19 protein-coding genes are annotated in these 23362 nt (G+C 64.3%); 14 read left to right on the top strand and 5 right to left on the bottom strand.

What is annotated here, in order from left to right; translation table 11 throughout:
- Positions 1-29: 29 nt before the first annotated feature.
- Entirely contained in the window at positions 30-881 is an 852-nt protein-coding gene (locus IB235_RS09565) for a sigma-70 family RNA polymerase sigma factor (RefSeq protein ID WP_192336517.1), read from the bottom strand.
- Positions 871-1344: a carboxymuconolactone decarboxylase family protein gene (locus IB235_RS09560; RefSeq protein WP_192336516.1), complete on the bottom strand. Its 474-nt coding sequence runs from the start codon at positions 1342-1344 to the stop codon at positions 871-873. Before IB235_RS09560 ends, IB235_RS09565 begins: the two co-directional genes overlap by 11 nt.
- A 439-nt stretch (positions 1345-1783) precedes the next feature.
- Here IB235_RS09560 and IB235_RS09555 point away from each other — a divergent pair, with 439 nt between their 5' ends.
- The 4 genes from IB235_RS09555 (at position 1784) to IB235_RS09540 (ending at position 8195) form a co-directional block, all read left to right on the top strand.
- Complete coding sequence (locus tag IB235_RS09555; RefSeq protein WP_192336515.1) at positions 1784-2356, top strand: TetR/AcrR family transcriptional regulator; 573 nt, start codon at positions 1784-1786, stop codon at positions 2354-2356.
- A 52-nt stretch (positions 2357-2408) separates the two neighbouring features.
- Positions 2409-3608: an efflux RND transporter periplasmic adaptor subunit gene (locus IB235_RS09550; protein ID WP_225612141.1), complete on the top strand. Its 1200-nt coding sequence runs from the start codon at positions 2409-2411 to the stop codon at positions 3606-3608.
- 6 nt (positions 3609-3614) lie between these two features.
- Positions 3615-6734, top strand: a complete 3120-nt coding sequence (locus IB235_RS09545; protein WP_192336514.1) for an efflux RND transporter permease subunit — start codon at positions 3615-3617, stop codon at positions 6732-6734.
- Positions 6735-6809: 75 nt separating this feature from the next.
- On the top strand, positions 6810-8195 hold the full coding sequence (locus tag IB235_RS09540) for an efflux transporter outer membrane subunit (RefSeq protein WP_155039251.1): 1386 nt from the start codon (positions 6810-6812) through the stop codon (positions 8193-8195).
- A gap of 74 nt (positions 8196-8269) precedes the next feature.
- On the opposite strand, the gene IB235_RS09535 is transcribed toward IB235_RS09540, so the two are convergent.
- Together IB235_RS09535 and IB235_RS09530 are read right to left on the bottom strand one after the other, a co-directional pair.
- Positions 8270-9301 (bottom strand): LacI family DNA-binding transcriptional regulator, encoded by a 1032-nt coding sequence (locus IB235_RS09535; protein ID WP_192336513.1) that lies wholly within the window; start codon positions 9299-9301, stop codon positions 8270-8272.
- Entirely contained in the window at positions 9298-11745 is a 2448-nt protein-coding gene (locus IB235_RS09530; RefSeq protein WP_192336512.1) for a glycoside hydrolase family 2 protein, read from the bottom strand. Before IB235_RS09530 ends, IB235_RS09535 begins: the two co-directional genes overlap by 4 nt.
- Positions 11746-11952: 207 nt before the next feature.
- Here IB235_RS09530 and IB235_RS09525 point away from each other — a divergent pair, with 207 nt between their 5' ends.
- From IB235_RS09525 to IB235_RS09500, 6 genes are all read left to right on the top strand, one after another.
- Positions 11953-13182 (top strand): ABC transporter substrate-binding protein, encoded by a 1230-nt coding sequence (locus IB235_RS09525; RefSeq protein WP_192336511.1) that lies wholly within the window; start codon positions 11953-11955, stop codon positions 13180-13182.
- 66 nt (positions 13183-13248) lie between these two features.
- A complete protein-coding gene (locus tag IB235_RS09520; protein ID WP_192336510.1) occupies positions 13249-14151 on the top strand; it encodes a carbohydrate ABC transporter permease in 903 nt (300 codons plus the stop codon).
- 7 nt (positions 14152-14158) lie between these two features.
- Positions 14159-15037: a carbohydrate ABC transporter permease gene (locus tag IB235_RS09515; RefSeq protein ID WP_192336643.1), complete on the top strand. Its 879-nt coding sequence runs from the start codon at positions 14159-14161 to the stop codon at positions 15035-15037.
- A gap of 3 nt (positions 15038-15040) precedes the next feature.
- Positions 15041-16123 carry an ABC transporter ATP-binding protein gene (locus tag IB235_RS09510; protein ID WP_225612140.1) on the top strand — a complete coding sequence of 361 codons (1083 nt, stop codon included), beginning with the start codon at positions 15041-15043 and terminating at the stop codon, positions 16121-16123.
- A gap of 17 nt (positions 16124-16140) precedes the next feature.
- Positions 16141-16893 carry a sugar phosphate isomerase/epimerase gene (locus IB235_RS09505; RefSeq protein WP_192336509.1) on the top strand — a complete coding sequence of 251 codons (753 nt, stop codon included), beginning with the start codon at positions 16141-16143 and terminating at the stop codon, positions 16891-16893.
- Between the two features lies 1 nt (position 16894).
- Positions 16895-18058, top strand: coding sequence for a Gfo/Idh/MocA family protein (locus IB235_RS09500; protein WP_192336508.1), 1164 nt, complete (start codon positions 16895-16897; stop codon positions 18056-18058).
- Positions 18059-18102: 44 nt separating this feature from the next.
- Here IB235_RS09500 and hutC read toward each other — a convergent pair whose 3' ends face one another.
- The gene (gene hutC, locus IB235_RS09495; protein WP_192336641.1) at positions 18103-18837 is read right to left on the bottom strand and encodes a histidine utilization repressor; all 735 of its coding nucleotides are present in this window, start codon (positions 18835-18837) and stop codon (positions 18103-18105) included.
- A 197-nt stretch (positions 18838-19034) separates the two neighbouring features.
- Between hutC and IB235_RS09490 the strand changes: the two genes are divergently transcribed.
- From IB235_RS09490 to hutH, 4 genes are all read left to right on the top strand, one after another.
- Positions 19035-20063: an ABC transporter substrate-binding protein gene (locus tag IB235_RS09490; RefSeq protein WP_192336507.1), complete on the top strand. Its 1029-nt coding sequence runs from the start codon at positions 19035-19037 to the stop codon at positions 20061-20063.
- A gap of 72 nt (positions 20064-20135) precedes the next feature.
- Positions 20136-20981, top strand: a complete 846-nt coding sequence (locus IB235_RS09485; protein WP_192336506.1) for a proline/glycine betaine ABC transporter permease — start codon at positions 20136-20138, stop codon at positions 20979-20981.
- Positions 20978-21802 carry a glycine betaine/L-proline ABC transporter ATP-binding protein gene (locus tag IB235_RS09480; RefSeq protein WP_225612139.1) on the top strand — a complete coding sequence of 275 codons (825 nt, stop codon included), beginning with the start codon at positions 20978-20980 and terminating at the stop codon, positions 21800-21802. The genes IB235_RS09485 and IB235_RS09480 overlap by 4 nt, the downstream gene beginning before the upstream one ends.
- Positions 21795-23294, top strand: a complete 1500-nt coding sequence (gene hutH, locus IB235_RS09475; protein ID WP_192336505.1) for a histidine ammonia-lyase — start codon at positions 21795-21797, stop codon at positions 23292-23294. The genes IB235_RS09480 and hutH overlap by 8 nt, the downstream gene beginning before the upstream one ends.
- The last annotated feature ends 68 nt before the right edge of the window (positions 23295-23362 follow it).

The following is a 23362-nucleotide window of genomic DNA, read 5'->3' as shown; positions in this document are numbered from 1 at the left end:
GGCGTACCTTCTCGGAGGCCTGCGGAACCTCAGTGCCGGGTGATACCGGTCAGCTTGTCGGGGTTTCGGGTGATATATATCGCGGTGATCCGCCCTTCGCTGATCTCCAATGCCGTGGTCTGCAGCACACCACCGACACGGCTTACGTAACCCGGAAGCCCGTCGATGATCGTCGCCTCCAGAAACTCCATGCCGTCGCCGAATTTGCGCGCGAGACTTGTGAACAGGCGAAGCAGATTGTCCGCCCCGGTGATGACATTGGGATAGGAATGGACCTTGCCGCCGCCATCGGCATGAAGGCTCGCCCCCTCGGCCAGCATCGCGCCAAGCACGGCGGGATCGCCAGAACGGCAGGCCTCGAAAAAGGCGCGGGCAAGTTCCTCGCCCTTGTCGCGCGGGACGTCGTAGCGGGGGCGATCAATCTGCACATGGGCGCGGGCGCGGCTGGCCAATTGGCGCGTGGCGCTGGGGCTGCGCTCGATCGTGGTCGCAACCTCGTCGAGGGGCTGGCCAAAAACGTCGTGCAAAAGGAACGCGGCCCGTTCCAGCGGTGACAGGCGTTCCAGCGCCATCATCAGGGACAGGGTCAGGTTGTCGGGGCGAAGCGTGTCGTCCTCGGGTTCGATCAACGGTTCGGGCAGCCAGGTGCCGGGATAGGTTTCGCGACGCATCCGGGCGGATTTCATCTGGTCAAGACAAAGCCTTGAGACGGTCCGGGTCAGCCATGCCGGTGGGTTTTCGACACCCGCCGCGCCATGCCAGCGCAGGAAGGCATCCTGCACGACATCCTCGGCCTCGGCATGGCTGCCCAGCATCCGATAGGCAAGGCGCAGCAGGCGGGGTCGCTGCGCCTCGAAGATCGCAACCGGATCAGGCGGCATCGGCCTTGGTCTCGGGCAGGCTGGTCGCATGCGGCGCGCGGAAGCCCGCCTGAACGCGGTTCCACAGGTTGATCGCCCCGATCGCCAGCGACAGCCATGCCCGCTCATCGGGGTTGAAGGCGGCCTCGACCAATTGCCAATCCTGATCCGGCGCGCCGGTTTCGGAAAGCCGGGTCAGGGATTCTGTCCATGCCAGAGCGGCACGCTCGCGCTCGGAATAGAGGCTGCTTTCGCGCCATGCGGTCAGCATATGCAGGCGCAGTTGCGTCTCGCCGTCCCGCAGGGCCTCGGCGACATGCATCTGGATGCAAAAGGCACAGCCATTGATCTGCGAGGCGCGCAGCTTCACCAGATGCAGCAGGCCCGGTTCAAGAGGGCCGGTCTTGAGCGTATTTTCAAGAGCGAACAGCGTCTTGAACCCGGCTTCGGCGCGTTTCATGTGGTCGGTCATGCGGGGTGTCATGGTGATCTCCTGTTTCATCTGACACAGGCTTGACGAGACAGCGCAGGCCAATGTGACACGGCCTGCGGAATTTTTTCGCAGCCTAGCCGACTTCTTGTCGTCGGCTATCAAAATCGAGTGGGCGCCGGCGTCCAACGCGCACCAATTGCGCGATGTACATTGGATGCGATGTATCCACCGGCGATTGAGGAAACTCTGATCTCGCTCCTAGCGGCTGTCTAAAAGGGCGTGGCCGCGCAGTCTGACCTTTGGCTTGACCGACCGTGTCGAAGAAACGACCATTTGCTGCAACCGCATGTGCTGCACCGCATGACCGGCTTTCAAGCCGCACTGCGCCACTGGCGCCCGGTCACGGCACTGTGACACCGGCTTGTCCATCGCGCTTGACGGGTCCGGGCGATTTATTTACGAACGGTCGTACTGAAATAATGGAACCGACATGGGACGCAAGCGCACGATCGACCGGGATGAGCTGATGAAGGCTGTCGAAGCCGTCGCGCGTCGCGATGGAATCGGCGGGCTCAGCATCGATGCCGTGGCCAAGGAGGCCGGGGTCAGCAAGTCCAGCGTCGTCTATGATTGCGAAAGCAAGGCCGGGCTGATGGCGGCATTCACCCGCTACCAGCTGGCCCATCACCGCGCCAAATACGACGAGGCCCATACCCGTTTCGAAGGCCAGCCCAATGCCTGCCTGCGCACCCTGATCGAGACCTTCCGCACCGCGCCGACCGATGAAGACATCGCCATGGCCTTGATGCTCAGCGTCGGCATGGGGGCCAGCACCGAATGCCGCGACATCATGCGCGACGAGATGCGCCGCGATGCCGAACAGATCCGCGCCGAGGCCGCCGAGCCGCACAAGATGCTGCGCACGCTGCTGACGCTGCATGGCATGGCATTCCTTGAATTCTACGACCTGCACCGTTTTGACGAAACCACCCGCAATGAGCTGCTGGATGAGCTGATGGCCATCGCGGAAAGCGATAAGGGCGCATCTCCTCTCCAAGACTGACAGTTATTTTACCTCCTCCCCTCCTCCCCCTCCTGATCTGAAGGTCAGACACATGCTTTTCGACAAAATGCCGGGCAGGTTCTCCTGCCTGATGGCTGCGCTTTGCCTGATGGCGGGCCCGGCCTCCGCCCAGCAATTGCCGCCTGCCATCGTCAGCGTGCAGGTCCTGAAACCCGAACCCATGCCGATCGTGAACGAGCTGCCGGGCCGCGTCGCCGCGACCCGCACCGCCGAGGTGCGCCCGCGCGTCGGCGGCATCGTCGTCAGCCGGGTCTTTGAACAGGGCAGCCAGATCAAGGAAGGCGAGGTCCTGTTCAAGATCGACCCCGCCCCCTATGCCGTCCGCGTCGCCAGCGCCGAGGCCACGCTGGCACGGGCGGAGGCGACCCGCCAGAACGCCAAGGACCAGCTGAAACGCGCCGAGGCGCTGCGCGAACGGAAAGTCACCGCCGGGGTCGATCTGGAAAACGCCACCACCACCATGGCGCAGGCCGATGCCGATGTGGCGATTGCCCGCGCCGCCCTGCAGGAAGCGCAGCTGAATCTGGGCTATACCGACGTGACCGCGCCGATTTCGGGCGTGGTCGGGCGGGCGCTGGTCACCGAAGGCGCGCTGGTCAATGCCCAGAACGACATCATGGCGACGATCCAGCAGCTGGACCCGGTCTATGTCGACGTGACGCAATCCTCCTCGGACCTGTTTGCGCTGCGGCGCGCACGGGATGCGGGCGAATTGCTGATGGCGACCTCGGACGAGGCCCGCGTGCAGCTGATCTTTGACGATGGCAGCACCTATGCCCATTCGGGCAAGCTGCTGTTCTCGGAAGCCAGCGTCGACAGCACCACCGGCCAGATCACGCTGCGGGCGGAATTCCCGAACCCCGATGGCGACCTGCTGCCCGGCCTGTATGTCCGCGCCCGGATCGAACAGGCGGTCCGCGAAAACGCCCTGACCATCCCGCAGATGGCGGTGCAGCGCGACCAGTCGGGGCAGGCCTATGTCTATGTGATGAAGGATGCCGACACGGTCGAGCGCCGCAATGTCCGGCTGGGCCAGACCACCGACAGCCATTGGCTGGTCGAGGACGGGCTGAAGGCCGGGGACCGCGTCGTCGTCGCAGGCGCACAGAAGCTTTACCCCGACGCCAAGGTCGTTCCCGAATCGGTCGAGCCCAAGGAAAAGGCCGCGCAGGCCGACACCCCCGCCAATGCCACGGCCGAGGCTGCTGCCAAGAGCGGGCAACAGGGATAATCCATCATGGCACAGTTCTTTATCACCCGGCCGGTGCTGGCCTGGGTGCTGTCGATCTTTATCGTGATCGCGGGGATGATCTCCTTGCCCTCGATCCCGATCGCGCAATATCCGCAGGTGGCATGGCCGCAGATCACGGTTTCCACCGCCTATACCGGGGCATCCCCCGGCGAGATCAACCAGTCCGTCGCCCAGCCCATCGAGGATGAGCTGAACGGGGTCGAGGGTCTGGCCTATTACGAATCCGTCTCGGACAGTTCCGGGGCCATGTCGATCACCGCGACCTTCGAGCCGGGGACCGACATTGCCCGCGCGCAGGTGGACGTGCAGAACGCCGTCGCCCGCGTCGAACCCCTGCTGCCGCAAAGCGTGGTCGATCAGGGCGTGCTGGTCGAAGAGGCCGGTTCCGGCTTCCTGATGATGGTCGCGCTCACATCCGAGGATGGCAGCTTCGACGACATCGCGCTTGGCGATTACATCAACCGCAACGTCGCCGGGGAATTGCGCCGGATCGAGGGCGTGGGCCGGGCGCAGGTCTTTGCCCCGGAACGCGCGCTGCGGATCTGGATCGACCCCGACAAGATGACCGGCCTGAACCTGTCCTCAAGCGAGGTCGTCGCCGCCATCCGCGCCCAGAACGCGCAGGTCGCGGCGGGCAAGGTCGGCGCGGACCCGAACCCGATCGGCCAGCAGCTGACCGCGACCGTGCTGATGAAGGGCCAGCTGGACGACCCCGAGGAATTCGGCAAGATCGTGCTGCGCGCCAATCCCGACGGTTCCACCGTGCTGCTGCGCGACGTGGCCCGGATCGAGATCGGTTCGGAATCCTACAGCTTCAGTTCCCGCATCAACGGCAAGCCCGCCGCCGCCATCGGCATCCAGTTGTCGACCACCGGCAACGCGCTGAACACCTCGGAAGCGGTGCATCAGAAGATGGAAGAGCTGTCGCGCTTCTTCCCGCAGGGCATCAGCCATTCGATCCCCTATGACACCACCCCCTTCGTCGAGGCTTCGATCGAAAAGGTGCTGCATACGCTGGTCGAGGCGATGGTGCTGGTCTTTGTCGTGATGTTCCTGTTCCTGCAGAACTTCCGCTACACCATCATCCCGACCATCGTGGTGCCGATCGCGCTGATGGGGACGATTGCGGTCATGCTGATCGCGGGGTTCTCGATCAACGTGCTGACCATGTTCGCCATGGTGCTGGCCATCGGCATCCTTGTCGATGACGCCATCGTGGTGATCGAGAACGTCGAAAGGATCATGGCGACCGAGGGCCTGCCGCCCAAGGAAGCCACGCAAAAGGCCATGGGCCAGATTTCCGGGGCCATCGTCGGCATCACGCTGGTGCTGGCGGCGGTGTTCATCCCGATGGCCTTCTTCCCCGGCTCATCCGGGATCATCTATCGCCAGTTCGCGCTGACCATGGTGACGGCGATCCTGTTCTCGGCCTTCCTTGCGCTGACGCTGACGCCTGCGCTTTGCGCGACCTTCCTGAAGCCGATCAACGGCCATCACGAGAAGAAGGGCTTCTTCGGCTGGTTCAACCGCAACTTTGACCGCCTGACCAACCGCTATGCCGCCAGCGTCACGCTGGTCACGCGGCGGCGGCTGGTGATGATGGCCTTTTATCTGGTGCTGGTGGCGCTGACCGGTCTGGGCTTTGTCCGCCTGCCGACCAGCTTCCTGCCGAACGAGGATCAGGGCTTCATCATCACCGACGTGCAGACCCCGCCGACCGCCAGTTCCAACCGCACCGACGAGGTGCTGGCCTCGGCGACCGAGATGTATCTGAAAAAGGATGCCGTCGAAAACGTCGTCGCCATCCGTGGCTTCAGCTTCTCGGGGCAGGGGCCGAATGCGGGCCTGATCTTTGTCACCTTCAAGGACTGGGCCGATCGCGCCGAATCCGCGCAGGACATTGCGGGCGGCGCCAATATGGAGCTGTTCACCTACAAGGACGCGCAGGCCTTCGCCCTGTCGCCGCCGCCTATCCCGGGCTTCGGCACCACCGGGGGCTTCAGCTTCCGGCTGCAGGATCGCGGCGGGCAGGGGCAGGCGGCGCTGAAGGCCGCAGCCCAGCAGATCATCGCCGAGGCGCAAAAGGGCGGCATCGCCACCGGGTTGCGCATCGAGGGTCTGCCGGATGCGGCGCAGGTCTTTGTCACCATCGACCGCGAAAAGGCCAATGCCTTTGGCGTGACCTTTGCCGACATCTCGGGGACGATCTCGCAATATCTGGGTTCGGCCTATGTCAACGACTTCCCGAATTCGGGCAAGATGCAGCGCGTGATGCTGCAGGCCGAGGAAGGCTCGCGCATGCAGGCCGAGGACATCCTGAAGCTGACCGTGCGCAACTCGGCCGGTGGCATGGTGCCCTTCTCCAGCTTTGCCAGCGTGACCTGGGAACAGGGCGCGTCGCAGGTGGTGGGCTATAACGGCTATCCCTCGATCCGCATCGCGGGCGCGGCCGCACCGGGTCAAAGCTCTGGCGCCGCCATGGCCGAAATGCAGCGTCTGGCCGAGGGCCTGCCGCAGGGCTTCGGCTATGAATGGACCGGGCAATCGCTTGAGGAAATCCAGTCCGGCTCGCAATCGACGCTGCTGTTCGGGATGAGCATCCTGTTCGTCTTCCTGCTGCTGTCGGGCCTGTATGAAAGCTGGTCGATCCCGCTTTCGGTGATGCTGGTCGTGCCCTTGGGGGTCTTGGGTTGCGTCGTCGCGGTGATGCTGCGCGGCATGCCCAATGACATCTACTTCAAGGTGGGCCTGATTGCGATCATCGGGCTATCAGCCAAGAACGCCATCCTGATCGTCGAATTCGCCAAGGAATTGCGCGAAGAGGGCAAGACCCTGATCGAAGCGGCGGTCGAGGCCGCGCGCCTGCGCTTCCGCCCGATCCTGATGACCTCGATGGCCTTCACGCTGGGCGTGGTGCCGCTGGCGATTGCCACCGGTCCTTCGGCGGCCAGCCAGAACGCCATCGGCACCGGCGTCATCGGCGGCATGATCGCGGCGACCGTGCTGGCGGTGTTCTTTGTCCCGGTCTTCTTCGTCTTCGTGCTGAACCTGTTCAGCAAGATGTCGCGGCGGGGGACGAAAACCCAGACCACTTCGGCAGGCTAAGGCAAGCCCTGTCGACGCGCGGGCGGGGTGGCTCCCCTCGCCCGCGCTCCTTTTCCTTGCACCCGAGTGATCCTGATGACCGAATACCCGAATGTCTCCCGCCGCATGATGCTGGGCGGGCTGGCCTCGACCCTGGCGCTGGCGGCCTGTTCACCCGGCGCCTATACCGCCCCCAAGGCCGAGCTTTCCACGCGCTTCGCATCGGATTCCCCGGCGCGTCGGGCGGGGGCGAATGCCTGGTGGGCCGCCTTCCGCGACAAGAACATGGACACGCTGGTTGCCGCCGGACTGGCGCGGAACCTGGACGTGCAGACCGCCGTCGCCGTCATCCGCGAGGCCGAGGCCAATGCCCGGCTGGTCGGCGCAAATGACCTGCCGCAGATCAATGTCACCGGCTCGGCCAATCGCGGCATCAGCGAAAGCGCCGTGCAGATTTCGGAAAACAGCTCGGCCACGCTGGGGATTTCCTGGCTGATCGACATTTTCGGCGCGAACCGCGCGGCGCGGCGCGGGGCCTCGGCCCAAGTCGATGCCGCCTATCTGTCGGCCGAGGTCGCCCGTCTGACCGTCGCCAGCGCCGTCGCTTCGGCCTATGTCGATCTGCGCTATTACCAGACGGCGCTGACGCTGACCAAGCAAAGCCTCGACAGCCGCAAGCGCACCTTGGCCCTGACCCGAGAGCAGGATTTCCTGGGCTCGGTCAGCCGGGTCGAGGTCCTGCAGGCCGAACAATTGGTCACCCAGGCCGAGGCCGATTTGCCCGCGCTGGAGGTTGGTTTTGACCAATCGGTGAACCGGTTGGCGACACTGACCGCCGGGCGCAGCGCCGATCTGGCAGCGCGCCTGCGCAAAGGCAGCGGCCAGCCCCGCGCCGCCTATCGTGCCAGCGTCGGCGTGCCCGCCGATGTCGTCCGCGTCCGTCCCGATGTCGGCGTGGCCGAGCGCAATCTGGCCGCCGCCGTGGCCTCCGTGGGCGAGGCCGAGGCGGCCTTCTATCCCAAGCTGACCCTGACCGGTTCGGTCACCCCGATTGACCTGTCGGGCGGCGGCAGCGTCAAGACCTGGGGTTTCGGCCCGCAGATCTCGGTGCCCTTGTTCACCGGCGGCGCGAACCGCGCGCAGCTTTCGGCGGCACAGGCGCGCGCCGAACAGGCGCGTCTGGCCTGGCACGCCTCGGTCCTGAAAGCCGTCGAAGAGGTCGAAAACGCGCTCGCCGGTTATAACCGCGATGGCCGTTCGGTCGCAGCGCAGGAACGTCTGGTCGCCAATGCCAGCGAATCCGTATCGCTGGCCCGCACGTCGTATGAGTTGGGCGAGGCAGGCTTCTTCCCGGTTCTCGACGCCGAGCGCACGCTTCTCTCGGCGCGTCAGGAACTGGCCAACGCGGTGCGCCAACAGGCCCTGAACTTCGTCGCGCTAAGCGCCGCTTCCGCCGGCGGCGTCGGGCTGCCCGCGAAGTAACTGCAACCAATGCCCATCCCGTCGACGGGATCTTCGGGATGGGTCACATAATTCTGCTTATTACGGTTTTACCCTCAGACCAGCTCACGCCCGTCCATCGTGGTGATCAGCGTGGTCCTTGCCAGTTTCTGGCATTGGCGCGGGTCGGTGCCGTTGATGCGTTTCAGCAGCAGTTCCGCCAAAGCCTGACCCGTCGCCCGGTGCGAGAAATGCGAGGCGTGGACCTTGGTCGCGACATAGCGGTCAATCCGCGTCCCCGAGCGCAGGGCAAAGCCGATGCCGCGCACCTCGTCGCCGATGCGGTCACGCACACCCGCCCGAGCGCCCAGAAACGTCAGCTCGTTCGAGCAGACAAACCCGTCCACCCCCCGCTCCAGCAACGGCGGCGCCGCCGCCCGCGCCACGTCGGCGGCAAGGCGGGAATGGTGGCGCAGGACCGGGTCGGGTTCGATCCCGTGTTCGCGCAGCGCGCGTTCATAGCCGCGCACCCGCTGGCGCACGAAAGTATATCGGGTGTCGCCGTCGATCATGGCGATACGGCGGCAGCCGTCACGCAGCAGCGCATCGGTGCTTTGCCAGGCGGCGAATTCGTTATCGACATCGAACCAGGCATGTTCCGAAAACAGCTCGGTCCGGCCAAAGGTGACAAAGGGGAAATCGGCCTCAAGCAGGTAGCGCACGCGGGCGTCCTGCAGCTCGATCAGGTCGAAGATCACCCCGTCGGCAAGACGGCCGCGCACGACCTCGTGGATGCGGCCCAGACTGTCATGGGTCGCGGGCACGGCGCGCACGGCGTAATCGGTCCCGGCCAGCCCCTTGTGAAAGCCGTTCAGCAAGCCGACCGTGCCGGAATCGCCGATTTCTTCCTCATCGGCGAAGTCCAGCAGCGCCATGGCGATCAGGGTCTTGCCGGTGCGCAGCTTGGCCCCTTCCAGATTGCGGACATAGCCCAGACGCTCGGCGGTTTCGCGCACCTTCTGGACCATGTCCGGGCCGATCTTGTGGCCGTCCTTCAACGCGCGCGCGACCGTGGTGACCGACACGCCAAGCTCACCCGCGATGGTCTTGAGCGTGACGGGTGGGGTGTTCGGGGGGCGCTCCATCATGGACCTTTCAAAGCCCTCGCCTCGGGCGGCAGGACCGGCAGCCGCGCCCGCCTGAGGCGCAGCGCCTGCAAGGTCCGAGGCTGTCCGGGAAGCAGGGTGATGCAATTGTCGGACCATATCGTATCGCCGCCCAGATCCCATGTCACCCAAAGCGCCGGACGGTCGCTTGTCAGTGTCACCGTAGGGACACCCTCGGGCGACATGCCGGGCGTGGCTGAGATGACCGGCGCACCAAGGTCATATTCCTTGGGCCGCAGTGGCAGGTATTCGTTTTGACCCTGATGCGCGCCGCTGTCGTCCTGCCAGTCGAAATGCAGGAACGCATCGGCGGCGACGCCCGGCAGCCGCGCGATTTCGACGGCGCGGTCCGGCGGACAGGTGACGCGCCATTCGCCCAATGCCTGCCCCACGCCCGCGAAACGCACCGCTTGCAGCGCAACCGTCAGCGCGACCGGCGCGGGCGTGTCATTGACCGCCATCAGCACGATTTCCCCGGTCGCCGGATCGGGGCGGGCCGCCACCATCACCGGCGCATAGAAGCGCCGCGCCATGTAATGCATCGCCTTCCAGCCGCCGCCATATTCAAGGCTGGACCAGCTGGCCACCGGCCAGGTGTCGTTCAGCTGCCAATACAACGTGCCCATGCAGCGTGGCTTTGACAGCCGCCAGCTTTCGATCGCGGTCTTCATCGCCAAGCCCTGCGAGATCTGGCTGAGCCAGACCAAATCCTCGAACCGGTCGGGAAAGGGGAAATAGCGGACCAGCGTCTCGACGATGCGGCTGTTGCCGCCGGGATTACGCTGATGCACCTCCATCACGCGCGAGGACAGGTTGCGGTCGGCGGCATCGGTAAAGCTGGAAATCACCCGCGCCGAGGGGAAGGACTGAAAGCCGAATTCCGAACAGAAACGCGGCTGGACGCTGCGGTAATGTTCGAAATCCTTGGCCGAGTGCCAGACATCCCAGAAATGCATGTCGCCGCTGGTATCGTCATGCCAGCCATCGCTGAAATTCAGCGGCCCGACCGAGGGCGAGCTGGGCCACCACGGCACATCGGGGCATTCTGTCGCGACGACCTCCTCCAGCGCGTGGTTCAGCCGGTCGTAAAGCGCAAGGTAGCGATCGCGGTCCTTGCGGCTTTCGGGAAACCAGCCGATCGCGCCGACCAGTTCATTGTCGCCGCACCACAGCGCCATGCAGGGATGCGCGGACAGGCGGCGAACCTGCTGGCGGGCCTCAAGCCGGACCAGATCCAGCCATTCGCGATCCTGCGCCGGATAAAGGTTGCAGGCGAACATGAAATCCTGCCAGACCAGCAGCCCGCGTTCGGAACACATCTGATAGAAGAAATTCGGCTCATAGCAGCCACCGCCCCAGACCCGGATCATGTTCATATTGGCCAGAGTGGCACTGTCCAGCAGGTCGGCCACCGCCTGCGGCGTGGCGCGGGCGGGAAGCGCGTCGGCGGGAATCCAGTTCGCGCCGCGCATGAAGATCTGACGCCCGTTGACGCGAAAGGCGAAGCGGTGGCCGATGTCGTCGGCGTCCGTCAGCAATTCGATCTGGCGCAACCCGATGCGCAGGCTTCGGATCTGGTCGCCGATGCGCAGGTCAAGGTCATACATGTCCTGCGCGCCATGCCCGGCAGGCCACCACAGGCGCGGATCGTCGATCTCGACCGCGATGCGGCTGCGGTTCGGCCCCGGCCAAAGCTGAAGGCGTTCGGTGCTGACCTTGCCGTCGATGCGCAGCACCGCATCGGTGACGATGGGCGTGAAAACCTCGGTCAGCAGGTCCAGTTCCAGCCGCACCTTGCCGCCCTGATGGATCTGGCGCAGAGCCACATCGTCCAGCCGCAGGGCGGCGCTGCGCCGCAGACGGATGCCGCCATGCACGCCGATCGGACTAAGCGCGATGTTCCAGTCCCAGCCCGCGTCGCATTGCGGCTTTCGGAGGAAATTGTAATGCGGCAGGCGGTTGTTCCAATGGATATGAGGCACCGGGAATGGTGCGCTCGCGGCCTTGTCCCGCGCGATGGTCGAGTTCGACAGGAAGCGGATCGACAGCTGGTTCGTGCCCCGCACCAGCGCATCGGTCACGTCGAAGTCATGGCGCAGGAAGCGGCTGGCCGGGCGGCCGATCTCGATACCGTTCAGGATCACGACGGCATGGCAGTCGACCCCCTCCAGCGTCAGCGTCTGCCGCCCCTCGTCCCCGTCAAAGGCAAAGCTGCGCTCGGCCAGCCATTCGCTGTCATGCACCCAGTCAAGGCTGGCCTCCCGGTCGCGCCAATAGGGATCGGCGATGACGCCATGCGCCAGCAGCACGGAATGGATGTCCCCCGGAAAATCCATCGGCAGGGATTCCGCCCCCCCGATCCGGGTCAGGTTCCAGCCGCGATCCAGGGACCGCTCGGCCGGGTTGCGTTCCTGCTGCATGTCCATCAGATGCGCTCCGGGTTTTGGTGTATCGTTACACCATGCAATTCAGGCTTACCGCGCCATTCTTGCCTTGGTCAACGATAAATGCAGTTCAGTCAGCAATGTTGCCCGATTGGCGGCCTGAAAAAACTTCTTGGAGGGAGGGGCCGCATGGGATTAACGTTAAACCTGCAACTGATTCTACCAAGAACGGTTTCAGGGGGAGGAAACATGACAAAACGGCTTTTGCTTGGGGCGACGGCGGCGATTTGCTTCGCGGGGGGCGCCTATGCGACGGAAATCGAGGTCACCCATTGGTGGACCTCGGGCGGTGAGGCGGCTGCGGTCGCCGAATTCGCCAAGGCCTTTGACGCCACCGGCAACAAATGGGTGGACGGCGCGATCGCGGGTTCGGGGGGAACCGCCCGCCCGGTCATGATCAGCCGGATCACCGGCGGCGACCCGATGGGCGCTACCCAGTTCAACCACGGCCAGCAGGCCCAGGAACTGGTCGAGGCCGGGCTGATGCGTTCGCTGGAAGACGTGGCCAAGGCCGATGGCTGGCGCGACATCGTGCATCCCGCCTCGATCCTGAAAAGCTGCGAGATCGACGGCCAGATCTATTGCGTTCCGGTCAACATCCACTCGCAATTGTGGCTGTGGCTGTCGAATGCCGCCTATGAAAAGGCCGGGGTGCCGGTGCCCAAGGACTGGAACGAATTCGTCGCCGCAGCGCCCAAGCTGCGCGAGGCGGGCATCCAGCCGCTGGTGATCGGCCAGCAGCCGTGGCAGGCCTCGCTGGTGCTGCAGAACGTGATCGCGGCCATTGCCGGACCCGAGGTTTACGGCAAGGTGTTCAACGACAAGAACATCGAGGCCGTCGCCAGCCCGGAAATGGAAAAGGCCTTTGCCGCGCTGGAAACCGCGCGCGAACTGGCCACCGGGTCGAACGTGCAGGAATGGAATCAGGCGACCACCATGGTCATCAACGGCACCGCCGGGGGTCAGATCATGGGCGACTGGGCGCAGGGCGAATTCGCCATCGCCGATAAGGTCGCGGGCAAGGATTACACCTGTCTGCCCGGTCTGGGTCTGGCCGAGATCGTCTCGACCGGCGGTGACGCCTTCTACTTCCCCAAGGTCGACGATCCCGCCATCACCAAGGCGCAAGAGGATCTGGCCCGCGTGATGATCTCGCCCGAGGCGCAGGTGGCCTTCAACCTCAAGAAAGGCTCGATGCCGGTGCGCGGCGATGTCGATCTGGCGACGGCCAATGACTGCATGCGCAAGGGTCTGGACATCCTTGCCAAGGGCACGGTCATCCAAGGCTTGGATCAGGCGCTGTCGGCGGATGCCGGCACCCAGCTGGCCGATATGATGGTCCAGTATTTCAACCAGCCTGACATGTCGATCGACGACGTGAAAAAGGGTCTGGTCGACATCCTGCAATTCGACAGCTGACGCCATCCGGGGCAGAGGCGCGCAAGCCCCCTGCCCCATCCCTGCCCTGCCAAACGGGAACCCATCATGGCCAAGACCAGCGCCTCCGGACGCCCGTCCCGGTTGTTCCGGAACCTCAATGCCAAGATCGCCGCCATTCCGATGATCCTGACCGCCTGCGTGGTCTTTGTCGGCTTCTCGGCCTGGACGATCCTGCATTCCTTCACCAAGTCGCGCCTGCTGCCGAAACTGGATTTCGTCGGAATCGCGCAATACGAACGCCTGTGGGCCAGCGACAAATGGCTGATCTCCATCCAGAATCTGGTGCTGTTCGGCATCTGCATGCTGGTGTTTTCATTCGTGATCGGCTTTCTGCTGGCCTGCCTGCTGGACCAGAAGATCCGCTTCGAGGGGATGTTCCGCACCATCCTGCTTTACCCGTTCGCGCTGAGCTTCGTCGTGACCGGGGTGATCTGGCAATGGATCCTCAACCCCGATTTCGGCGTCCAGTCGATCATTCGCGGTCTGGGCTGGGAAAGCTTCACCTTTGACCCGCTGAACAATGGCCGCATCGTGATGTTCGGCGTGGTCATCGCGGCACTTTGGCAGGGCACGGGCTTTGTCATGGTGCTGCTGCTGGCCGGTCTGCGCGGCATCGACGATGAGATCTGGAAGGCCAGCCGCGTCGATGGCATCCCGACATGGAAGACCTATCTGGTCGTGGTCGTGCCGATGCTGCGCCCGGTCTTCGTCACCACCTTGGTCATCGTCACCGCGGGCATCGTCAAGGTCTATGACCTTGTCGTCGCCCAGACCGGCGGCGGCCCCGGCATCTCGTCCGAGGTTCCGGCGAAATATGTCTATGACCAGATGTTCCTGAACCAGAACCTTGGCCAAGGCTTCGCCGCCTCGACCATGATGCTGCTGACGGTCGCCATCATCATCATCCCCTGGGCCTATCTTGAATTCGGAGGGCGGAAACGTGGCTGACTTCGCAATGGAAGCACGCGGGCCACGGCCGCGCAGCCGGATATCGCCGCGCAGCATCATGATCTATGGCACGCTGGTTCTGGTCGCGATCTATTACCTGATCCCGCTTTACGTGATGGTCGTGACCTCGCTGAAGGGCCTGCCCGAGATCCGTCTGGGCAACATCTTCTCGCCCCCGGTCGAGGCCACCTTTGAGCCATGGGTCAAGGCGTGGTCGCAGGCCTGTACCGGGCTGAACTGCGACGGCTTGCAGCGGGGTTTCTGGAACTCGGTGCGGATTACCGTGCCGTCGGTCATCATCTCGATCCTGATCGCCTCGATCAACGGCTATGCGCTGGCGAACTGGCGCTTCAAGGGGGCCGAGCTGTTCTTTGCCGTGCTGATGATCGGGGCCTTCATCCCCTATCAGGTGATGATCTATCCGATGGTCATCCTGCTGCGCGAACTGGGCATCTATGGCGGACTGACCGGGCTGGTGCTGGTCCATACCGTCTTTGGCATGCCGATCCTGACGCTGCTGTTTCGCAACTACTTCTCGACCCTGCCCGAGGAATTGTTCAAGGCCGCCCGCGTCGATGGCACCGGCTTCTGGGGCATCTATTTCCGGATCATGCTGCCCCTGTCGCTGCCGATCATCGTGGTGGCGATCATCCTGCAAGTCACCGGCATCTGGAATGACTTCCTGTTCGGCGTCGTCTTCACCCGGCCCGAATATTACCCGATGACCGTGCAGCTGAACAATATCGTCAACACCACGACCGGGGTGCGCGAATACAACGTCAACATGGCCGCGACGATCCTGACCGGCCTTGTTCCGCTTCTCATCTATTTCGTCTCGGGCCGCCTTTTCGTGCGCGGCATCGCGGCGGGCGCTGTCAAAGGATAGGCCATGATGCATCAATCCGTTTCAGTCACCGACAGTTCACTGTCCATCCGGGGGCTGCAACTGTCCTTCGGCGCGGTGCAGGTGCTGCATGACGTCAGCATGGAGATCGGCCGCGGCGAGTTCATCGTCCTGCTGGGCGGCTCGGGGTCGGGGAAATCCACGATCCTGAACTGCATCGCGGGGCTGCTGGATGTCTCGGACGGGCAGATCTTCATCAACGGGCGCAATGTCACCTGGGAAGAGCCCAAGGATCGCGGCATCGGCATGGTCTTCCAGTCCTATGCTCTTTACCCGCAGATGACGGTGCGCGGCAATCTGGCCTTCGGGCTGAAGAACGCGAAGCTGCCCAAGGACGAAATCGCCCGTCGCATCGACCGCGCCGCCCGCATCCTGCAGATCGAGGATTATCTGGACCGCAAGCCCGGCGCGCTGTCGGGCGGACAGCGCCAGCGCGTCGCCATCGGCCGGGCGCTTGTGCGGGACGTGGACCTGTTCCTGTTCGACGAACCCTTGTCGAACCTTGACGCGAAGCTGCGCGCCGAGCTGAGGGTGGAAATCAAGCGCCTGCATGAAAAGCTGGGCAACACCATGGTCTATGTCACCCATGACCAAATCGAGGCGATGACCTTGGCCTCGCGCATCGCGCTGCTGCGGCACGGCGTCATCCAGCAATTCGACACGCCCGACGAAATCTATCGCCGCCCCGTGAACCTGTATGTCGCGGGCTTCATCGGCAGCCCTTCGATGAACTTCCTGAAAGGCCGGATCGAGGGTGGGGATTTCATTTTCAACAGCCACCGCATCCCGCTGGCCGACTATGAAGGCCGCCCCCGCGACGGCGAGGCCATCCTTGGCGTCCGCCCCGAACATACCAGCTTCCGCATCGGCAATGACGGCGTCACCGCCAAGGTCGAGTTGCAGGAGCATATGGGCGCGGAAAGCGTCATCCACCTGTCGCTTGACGGCCAGCGCTTTGCCCTGCGCACCCCCGACGACACCCACATTCCCGAAGGCACGACCCTGTCCCTGACCTTCGACATTTCCCGCGCGTCGCTTTTCGACCCGCAATCCGAACTTCGGCTTTGAACCCCAAGGATCACCCAATGCCTGTTCTGTCCTATCAGCTATACTCATCGCGGAATTTCTCGGGTCTGGAACAGACCTGCGACATGCTTGCACGCGCAGGCTATGAGGCGGTCGAGCCCTATGGCGCGCTGCTGGCCCAGCCCGACACTCTGGCCCGCGCGGTCGAGGAAAACGACCTGCGCGTCCCCAGCGCCCATGTCAATCTGGCCGAGCTTGAGGCTGATCCCGACCGCTTCATCGCCTTGGCCGCGCGTCTGGGCATCCGCACCTATTACGCGCCCTATGTCCTGCCCGATCAACGCCCCACCGATGGTGCAGGCTGGCGCGAATTCGGCGCGCGTCTGGACCGCGCTGGTGCGCCCCTGCGTGAGGCAGGCCTGGGCTTTGGCTGGCACAACCATGATTTCGAATTCGTCCCCACCGCCGATGGCGTCGTCCCGATGGAGGCGATCCTGCAAGGCGGCCCCGATCTGGAATGGGAGGCGGATATTGCATGGATCATCCGCGGTGGCGCCGATCCCTATGACTGGATCGCCCGCCATGCCGACCGCATCACCGCCGCCCATGTCAAGGACATCGCCCCCGCCGGTGAAAAGACCGATGAGGATGGCTGGGCCGATCCCGGAACCGGCGTTCTGGACTGGCCCGCGCTTTACGCGGCGCTTGGCCGGACCAAGGCGGGGATTCTGGTCATGGAGCATGACAATCCCTCGGATGACGCCCGTTTCGCCCGCGCCGGAGTGGCGCTGAATGCCGGGTTGGAGGCCTGACATGACTGACCTGAATATCGGCATCATCGGGGCCGGAAACATCTCGAAGACCTATTTCGAAATGTCGCCCCTGTTCGACGGCATCAAGGTCGTGGCCGTGGCCGACCTGAACGCGGAAGCAGCCGCCCGCGCCGCCGAAACCTATGGCGTCCGCGCCCTGACCACTGATGCGCTGCTGGCCGATCCGCAGGTTGACCTGATCGTCAACCTGACCATCCCGGCGGCGCATTTCGAAGTTGCCCGCGCGGCGCTGCTGGCCGGAAAGCATGTCTATTCTGAAAAGCCTTTCGTGCTGTCGGTCGAACAGGGCCGCGAGTTGCAGGCGATCGCGTCGGAAAAGGGGCTGCGCGTCGGCTCGGCCCCCGACACCTTCCTTGGCGGGGCGCATCAGCAGGCCCGCGCCCTGATCGATGCCGGTGAAATCGGCCCGGTCCACAGCGCCACTGCCCATGTAATGTCGGCGGGGATGGAGCATTGGCACCCGAACCCCGATTTCTTCTTCCTGCCCGGCGGCGGCCCGATCCTTGACCTTGGCCCCTATTACATCTCGGCCTTCGTCAACCTGCTGGGCCCGGTCGCCCGCGTCACCGCCCTGACCGGCATGGCCAGCGCCGAGCGGGTGATCCGCTCAGAGCCCCGCGCGGGGGAACGCATCCCGGTCAAGACGCCGACGACCATCCATGCGCTGCTGCAATTCGCATCCGGCGCGATGGTGACCCTGGGCGCGTCATGGGATGTCCACGGCCACCGCCACGGCAATATGGAGGTCTACGGCGCCGAGGGCAGCATGATCCTGCCCGATCCGAACTTCTTTGGCGGCCCGGTCGAGGTCTCGCATCGCGGCGAGGCCCTGGCTCCGGTCACGACGTGGGACCATCCCTTTGCCGTGCCGAATGAGACGTCCAATGGTGTCGCCCGCGCCAATTACCGCGCGGCGGGTCTGGCCGACATGGCCCGCGCCATCCGCGAGGGCGGCGATTTCCGCTGCGACCAGTCGCGCGCCCTGCATGTGATCGAGGTGATGACATCCATCCTGCAGGCGGGCGAGACCGGCGAATGGATCACCCTGACCACCACCTGCACCCGCCCCGAGGCGCTGGGTCCCGATGCCGCGCAGGCCCTGCTGCGCGCCGAGGAAGCCGCCCCCGCCGCACGCACGGCTTAAGACAAGGCGACGGCCGGGGACCTTCCCGGCCGTCGCGCCATATTTCAGATCCTGCCGCTGGTCAGCCGATAGCGCGAACCGGGATGCAGCGCATAGACCACGGTGACGACATCGTCCCCGTGCCATGTCCGGCGCTTGAGCCGCAGGCAGGGCTCGTTTTCGGGAATGTCCAGACGCTGGCATTCGGTGGCATTGGGCAGCACCGCCTCGACCTCGACATCCGAGCGGGTGATCGCAACGCAGCGCGTCAGATAGGCATTCGCCGTCTGCTGGGTGAAATCCTGATCCAGATAATCCGGCACCAGCGACGGATTTACATAGCGGTTCTCGATCTGGATCGGCGCGCCGTCTTCCTTATGCACCATGATCGAATGGAACAGCCGCGCGCCTGACGGCAGGCCGAATTCCTCTTGCAGGACCGCGTTGGCGCGGCAGGGCTCAAGCAATTCGATCCTGACCGTATGGGCGTGATCGCGCTCGCGGATCTCATCGGCGATATTGCGGACCTCCAGCAGGGTCGAACTGGGCTTGGGACGCGCCACGAATGAGCCGACGCCGTGGACGCGGATGATCTTGCCCTCGGTCGCAAGCTCGCGCAGGGCGCGGTTGGCGGTCATCCGACTGACGCCGAATTGGGCAACGATCTCGTTTTCGGAGGGAATCCGCGCATTGGGCTTCAGCGCGCCGCTGCGGATCTTGTCGTGGAAATAGTCCTTCACCGCCTCATATAGCGGCACGCCCTTGGTCGAATGATAAAGAAACAAGCTGTCTGCTATCATTTTGGTCACGCATGCTCTCCGGCAGTCGATTGGCCGCTGACATGGCCCCGGCCCAAACTGTGCCACTGTGACGAGACTGTTGCCACATGAAAGTTTATGGTTCCATATACAAGTATAGACAGGACGGCACCAACAGAACCGGCTGAGTCGGCAGGGGTGCGGTTCCGGTGAATGACAAGCAACCGGGAGATCGCTTCATGAAAACGAACACACTTGCCACGATGGTATTTACCGGCTGTCTGGCCGGCCTGCCGATGGCCGCACAGGCGTCATATTGCGGCGACGGCAATACGCTGACCTTTGCCGGGATCGGCTGGGAAAGCGGCGATTTCATCACCAAGGTGATGGAGACGATCTTTGCCAAAGGCTACGACTGCAAGACCGACACCATCACCGGCAACTCGATCACGCTGGAAAACGCGGTCGCGACCAATGACGTCCAGATCTTTGCCGAAGAATGGATCGGCCGCAGCGACATCTGGAACAAGGCCGAATCCGAGGGCAAGGTGCAGGCCATCGGCGACACTTTCGCCGGCGCCAGCGAAGGCTGGTTCGTGCCGACCTATGTCGTCAAGGGCGACGAGGCCCGCGGGATCAAGCCGGTCGCCCCGGACCTGAAATCGGTCGATCAGCTCAAGGACCCTGCGATCATCGCGCTGTTCTCGGACCCCGAGGAGCCTTCGAAGGGGCGCTTCCTGAACTGCCCCTCGGGCTGGACCTGCGAGGGGGTCTCGACCGCCAAGCTTGAGGGCTACGGCCTTGGCGACAGCTATACCAACTTCCGTCCCGGCACCGGGACCGCGCTGGATGCGGCGATTTCCTCGGCCTACAAGCAGGGCCAGCCGATCCTGTTCTATTACTGGTCGCCCACCGCGATCATGGGCAAATACGCCCTGACCCAGCTGGAGGAACCGGCCTATTCGGACGCCTGCTGGGCCAACCTGACCGATCCCGCCGCCAAGCATGAGGCCGCCTGCGCCTTTCCCTCGGTCAAGGTGGCCTACGGCGTGAACAGCGAATTTGCCAAGGCCGCCCCCGAGATCATCGAGGTGCTGTCCAAGGCGACCTTCCCGCTGGATCAGGTCAACGCCAGCCTTGCCTATATGGTCGACAACGAGGTCGACGCGGCCAAGGCGGCCGAGGTCTTTCTGAAGGAAAAGGCCGACATCTGGGGCGCGTGGGTCAGCCCCGAGGCCAAGGACAAGATCAGCGCCAGCCTGAACTGACAAAAGCCACCGTCTGGGCGGCCTGTCATCAGGCGGGCCGTCCGCAACAGTCTTTTCATCGAGGTCGGTCCCTTGTTCCCTGAATCGCTCAACTTCTCGATCCGAAAGCCGATCAACCATTTCGTCGACATGCTGGTCACGAACTATGGCAGCACCTTTCGGGCGATTTCGGACGCCATCCTGCAGGTGCTGCTGCTGATCGAGGGCGTGCTGCGCGGGACGCCCTGGTGGGTCGTCATCATCGCCTTCATGGTGCTGGCATGGCTGGGCACGCGACGCGTCGTCCTGACCATCGGCGTCGGCGTCATGCTGCTGGTCGTGGGCATGCTGGGCCTGTGGGACCAGACCATGCAGACGCTGGCGCTGATGACCATGGCCACGCTGATTTCAGTGGTCATCGGCATCCCGCTGGGCATCCTTGCCGCCAAGTTCCGCTCGGTGCAGCGGATCATCCTGCCGGTTCTGGACGTGATGCAGACCATGCCCAGCTTTGTCTATCTGATCCCGGCACTGATGCTGTTCGGGCTGGGCAAGGTTCCGGCGGTGCTGGCCACGATCATCTATGCCGTGCCGCCGCTGATCCGTCTGACCGATCTGGGCATCCGCCAAGTCGACCATGAGGTGGTCGAGGCCTCGACCGCCTTTGGCGGCAGCCCGATGCGCATCCTGTTCGGGACCGAACTGCCCCTAGCCATGCCGACCATCATGGCGGGCCTGAACCAGACGATCATGATGGCGCTGTCGATGGTGGTCGTCGCCTCGATGATCGGGGCGCGGGGTCTGGGCGAAACCGTCCTGAACGGCATCCAGACGCTGGATGTGGGCAAGGGGCTGGAAGCAGGTATCGGCATCGTCATCCTTGCGATCGTGCTGGATCGCATCACGCAGGGCTTCGGCAAGCCCCGGAGGTTCAAATGAGCATGTCTGGCATCCAAATTCGCGGCGTCTCCAAGATCTTTGGCGCAGGCGCGGACAAGGCGATCGCGCTGGTCGAACAGGGGCTGAGCAAGGCCGAGATCCTTGAGCGGACCGGCTGCGGCGTGGGTCTGCGCAACATCACGCTGGACATCCCGGCGGGCGAGATCTTTGTCATCATGGGCCTGTCGGGGTCGGGGAAATCGACGCTGGTGCGCCATCTCAACCGGCTGATCGAACCCAGCGCCGGCGAGATCTTCTTTGACAACACCAATGTCCTGACCTTGGGCCGAAAAGAGCTGCGCGCCTTTCGCACCAACCGCATCAGCATGGTGTTCCAAAGCTTCGCGCTGGCCCCGCACAAGACGGTCCTGCAAAACGTCATCTACGGCCAGATCTCGCGCGGGACGGCCCGCAAGCAGGCCGAGGCGATCGGCATGGAATGGATCGCCAAGGTCGGGCTGTCGGGCTATGAACATCGCTATCCCGACCAGCTTTCGGGGGGCATGAAGCAGCGCGTCGGACTGGCGCGGGCGCTGGCCGCCGATACCGACGTGATCCTGATGGACGAGGCCTTCAGCGCGCTCGACCCGCTGATCCGCTCGGACATGCAGGACCAGCTGCTGCAATTGCAGCGCGATCTGGCCAAGACCATCGTCTTCATCACCCATGATCTGGACGAGGCGCTGCGCATCGGCTCGCGCATTGCGATCCTGAAGGATGGCGAGCTGGTGCAGGTCGGCACGCCCAATGACATCCTGGCCAATCCGGCAAACGACTATGTTGCGCGTTTCGTTCAGGGCAGGACCGCCGTCCATGCGTGATCCGGTTCGTTTAGACCAGCCGCTGACCGCCGCCCAGATCGCCGCCGTGGCCCATGGCGCGACCCTGTCCCTGTCGGATGCGGCGCAGGGCCGGATCGCCACCGCGCGTGGCATCGTCGATGCGCTGATCGACCGGGGCATTCGCGGCTATGGCATCAATACCGGCGTGGGTGCCCTGTGCGATGTGCTGATCGACCACCCCGAGCAGGCGCAACTGTCGCGCAATATCCTGTTCAGCCATGCCTGCGGTGTCGGCGCGCCCCTGTCCGCGACCGAGGCCCGCGCCGTCATGGCCGCGCAGGTGAATCTGTTTGCGCTGGGATATTCCGGCATCCGGCCGGTCGTGGTCGATCACCTTGTCGCGCTGCTGAATGCGGGTGTGATGCCGCTGATCCCAGCGCGCGGCTCGGTCGGCTATCTGACCTATGGCGCGCAGATCGGCCTGTTGCTGATCGGAGAGGGCATGGCCCTGTGCGATGGCAAGACGATGTCCGCGCGCGACGCACTGGCCCGTGCCGGGCTGCAGCCCCTGACGCTGGCCGCGAAAGAGGGGCTGTCGCTGGTCAATGGCACGCCCTGCTCGACCGGGCTCGCCTGTCTGGCGCTGGACCGGCTGGCCTCGCTTTGCGACTGGGCGGATGCCAGTGCCGCCATGACCTATTCGGTCCTTGGCCAGCAGGCCGCGCCCTTTGACGACACCGCCATGCATCTGCGGCAAGCCCCGGAAATGTGGCAGGTCGCAGGCAATATGCGCGATGCGCTTGGCAATCATCGCCCCGCGATCCTGCCCGACCGGACCCAGGACCCGATGAGCCTGCGCGCCGTCCCCCATGTCCATGGCGCGGTGCGCGCGGCGATGCGGCAGGCGGCCGAGATCATCACCCGCGAATTGCACAGCGCCAGCGACAATCCCACCGTCGGCGGCACGCCGGACGCGCCCAAGGTCTATTCGACCGCCCATGCCATGGGCAATTCGCTGGCCATCGCGCTGGACCAGATGGCCATTGCTGCGGCGCAACTGGGCATGATCTCGGAACGGCGCACCGACCGGCTGGTGAACCCGCTGGTCAGCGGCCTGCCCGCGTTTCTGGCGCGCGACAGCGGGCTGCAATCGGGCATGATGATCGCGCAATACACCGCCGCGGGGCTGGTTGCCGAAAACCGCAGGCTGGCCGCGCCCGCCAGCCTTGACGGCGGCATCACCTCGGCCCTGCAAGAGGACATCCTGCCCCATCCGACCTCGGCCGCCGAAAAGCTGCACCGACTGCTGGACAATCTGGAGCTGCTGTTCGCGATCGAGCTGATCTGCGCGGCGCAGGCGGTCGACCTGACCACCGGAGCGCCCGCCAGCCCGGCAATCGCGCGGACCTATCGCCATGTCCGCCGGATTGCCCCGGTCTATGCCGATGACCGCCCGTTGAACTCGCTGATTCAGGCGGTGGCGGAAATGCTGCGCCAGCCGTCGCTGCAGCCCGAGCCGGTTCCGGCGTAACCCTGCCGCGCCCTTGTGAAAGGCGCAAAGGTGAAGAACATGGCAAGGCGCGGGTCTCTCCGCGCCTT

The organism is Paracoccus sp. PAR01, assembly GCF_014851995.1.
Lineage (GTDB): Bacteria > Pseudomonadota > Alphaproteobacteria > Rhodobacterales > Rhodobacteraceae > Paracoccus > Paracoccus litorisediminis.
The sequence above is the reverse complement of the archived record's forward strand: the minus strand, read 5'-3'. Positions and strand labels throughout refer to the sequence as shown.

What these genes read in the sequence shown, in the direction of transcription:
- IB235_RS09515 (WP_192336643.1), top strand. Translation starts at nt 14,159, where the DNA reads ATGGAAGCACGCGGGCCACGGCCGCGCAGCCGGATATCGCCGCGCAGC.
- IB235_RS09560 (WP_192336516.1), bottom strand. Translation starts at nt 1,344, where the DNA reads ATGACACCCCGCATGACCGACCACATGAAACGCGCCGAAGCCGGGTTC.
- IB235_RS09490 (WP_192336507.1), top strand. Translation starts at nt 19,035, where the DNA reads ATGAAAACGAACACACTTGCCACGATGGTATTTACCGGCTGTCTGGCC.
- IB235_RS09555 (WP_192336515.1), top strand. Translation starts at nt 1,784, where the DNA reads ATGGGACGCAAGCGCACGATCGACCGGGATGAGCTGATGAAGGCTGTC.
- IB235_RS09510 (WP_225612140.1), top strand. Translation starts at nt 15,041, where the DNA reads ATGATGCATCAATCCGTTTCAGTCACCGACAGTTCACTGTCCATCCGG.
- IB235_RS09535 (WP_192336513.1), bottom strand. Translation starts at nt 9,301, where the DNA reads ATGATGGAGCGCCCCCCGAACACCCCACCCGTCACGCTCAAGACCATC.
- IB235_RS09530 (WP_192336512.1), bottom strand. Translation starts at nt 11,745, where the DNA reads ATGGACATGCAGCAGGAACGCAACCCGGCCGAGCGGTCCCTGGATCGC.
- IB235_RS09550 (WP_225612141.1), top strand. Translation starts at nt 2,409, where the DNA reads ATGCTTTTCGACAAAATGCCGGGCAGGTTCTCCTGCCTGATGGCTGCG.
- IB235_RS09480 (WP_225612139.1), top strand. Translation starts at nt 20,978, where the DNA reads ATGAGCATGTCTGGCATCCAAATTCGCGGCGTCTCCAAGATCTTTGGC.
- IB235_RS09565 (WP_192336517.1), bottom strand. Translation starts at nt 881, where the DNA reads ATGCCGCCTGATCCGGTTGCGATCTTCGAGGCGCAGCGACCCCGCCTG.
- IB235_RS09500 (WP_192336508.1), top strand. Translation starts at nt 16,895, where the DNA reads ATGACTGACCTGAATATCGGCATCATCGGGGCCGGAAACATCTCGAAG.
- IB235_RS09545 (WP_192336514.1), top strand. Translation starts at nt 3,615, where the DNA reads ATGGCACAGTTCTTTATCACCCGGCCGGTGCTGGCCTGGGTGCTGTCG.
- IB235_RS09505 (WP_192336509.1), top strand. Translation starts at nt 16,141, where the DNA reads ATGCCTGTTCTGTCCTATCAGCTATACTCATCGCGGAATTTCTCGGGT.
- hutH (WP_192336505.1), top strand. Translation starts at nt 21,795, where the DNA reads ATGCGTGATCCGGTTCGTTTAGACCAGCCGCTGACCGCCGCCCAGATC.
- IB235_RS09525 (WP_192336511.1), top strand. Translation starts at nt 11,953, where the DNA reads ATGACAAAACGGCTTTTGCTTGGGGCGACGGCGGCGATTTGCTTCGCG.
- IB235_RS09520 (WP_192336510.1), top strand. Translation starts at nt 13,249, where the DNA reads ATGGCCAAGACCAGCGCCTCCGGACGCCCGTCCCGGTTGTTCCGGAAC.
- hutC (WP_192336641.1), bottom strand. Translation starts at nt 18,837, where the DNA reads ATGATAGCAGACAGCTTGTTTCTTTATCATTCGACCAAGGGCGTGCCG.
- IB235_RS09540 (WP_155039251.1), top strand. Translation starts at nt 6,810, where the DNA reads ATGACCGAATACCCGAATGTCTCCCGCCGCATGATGCTGGGCGGGCTG.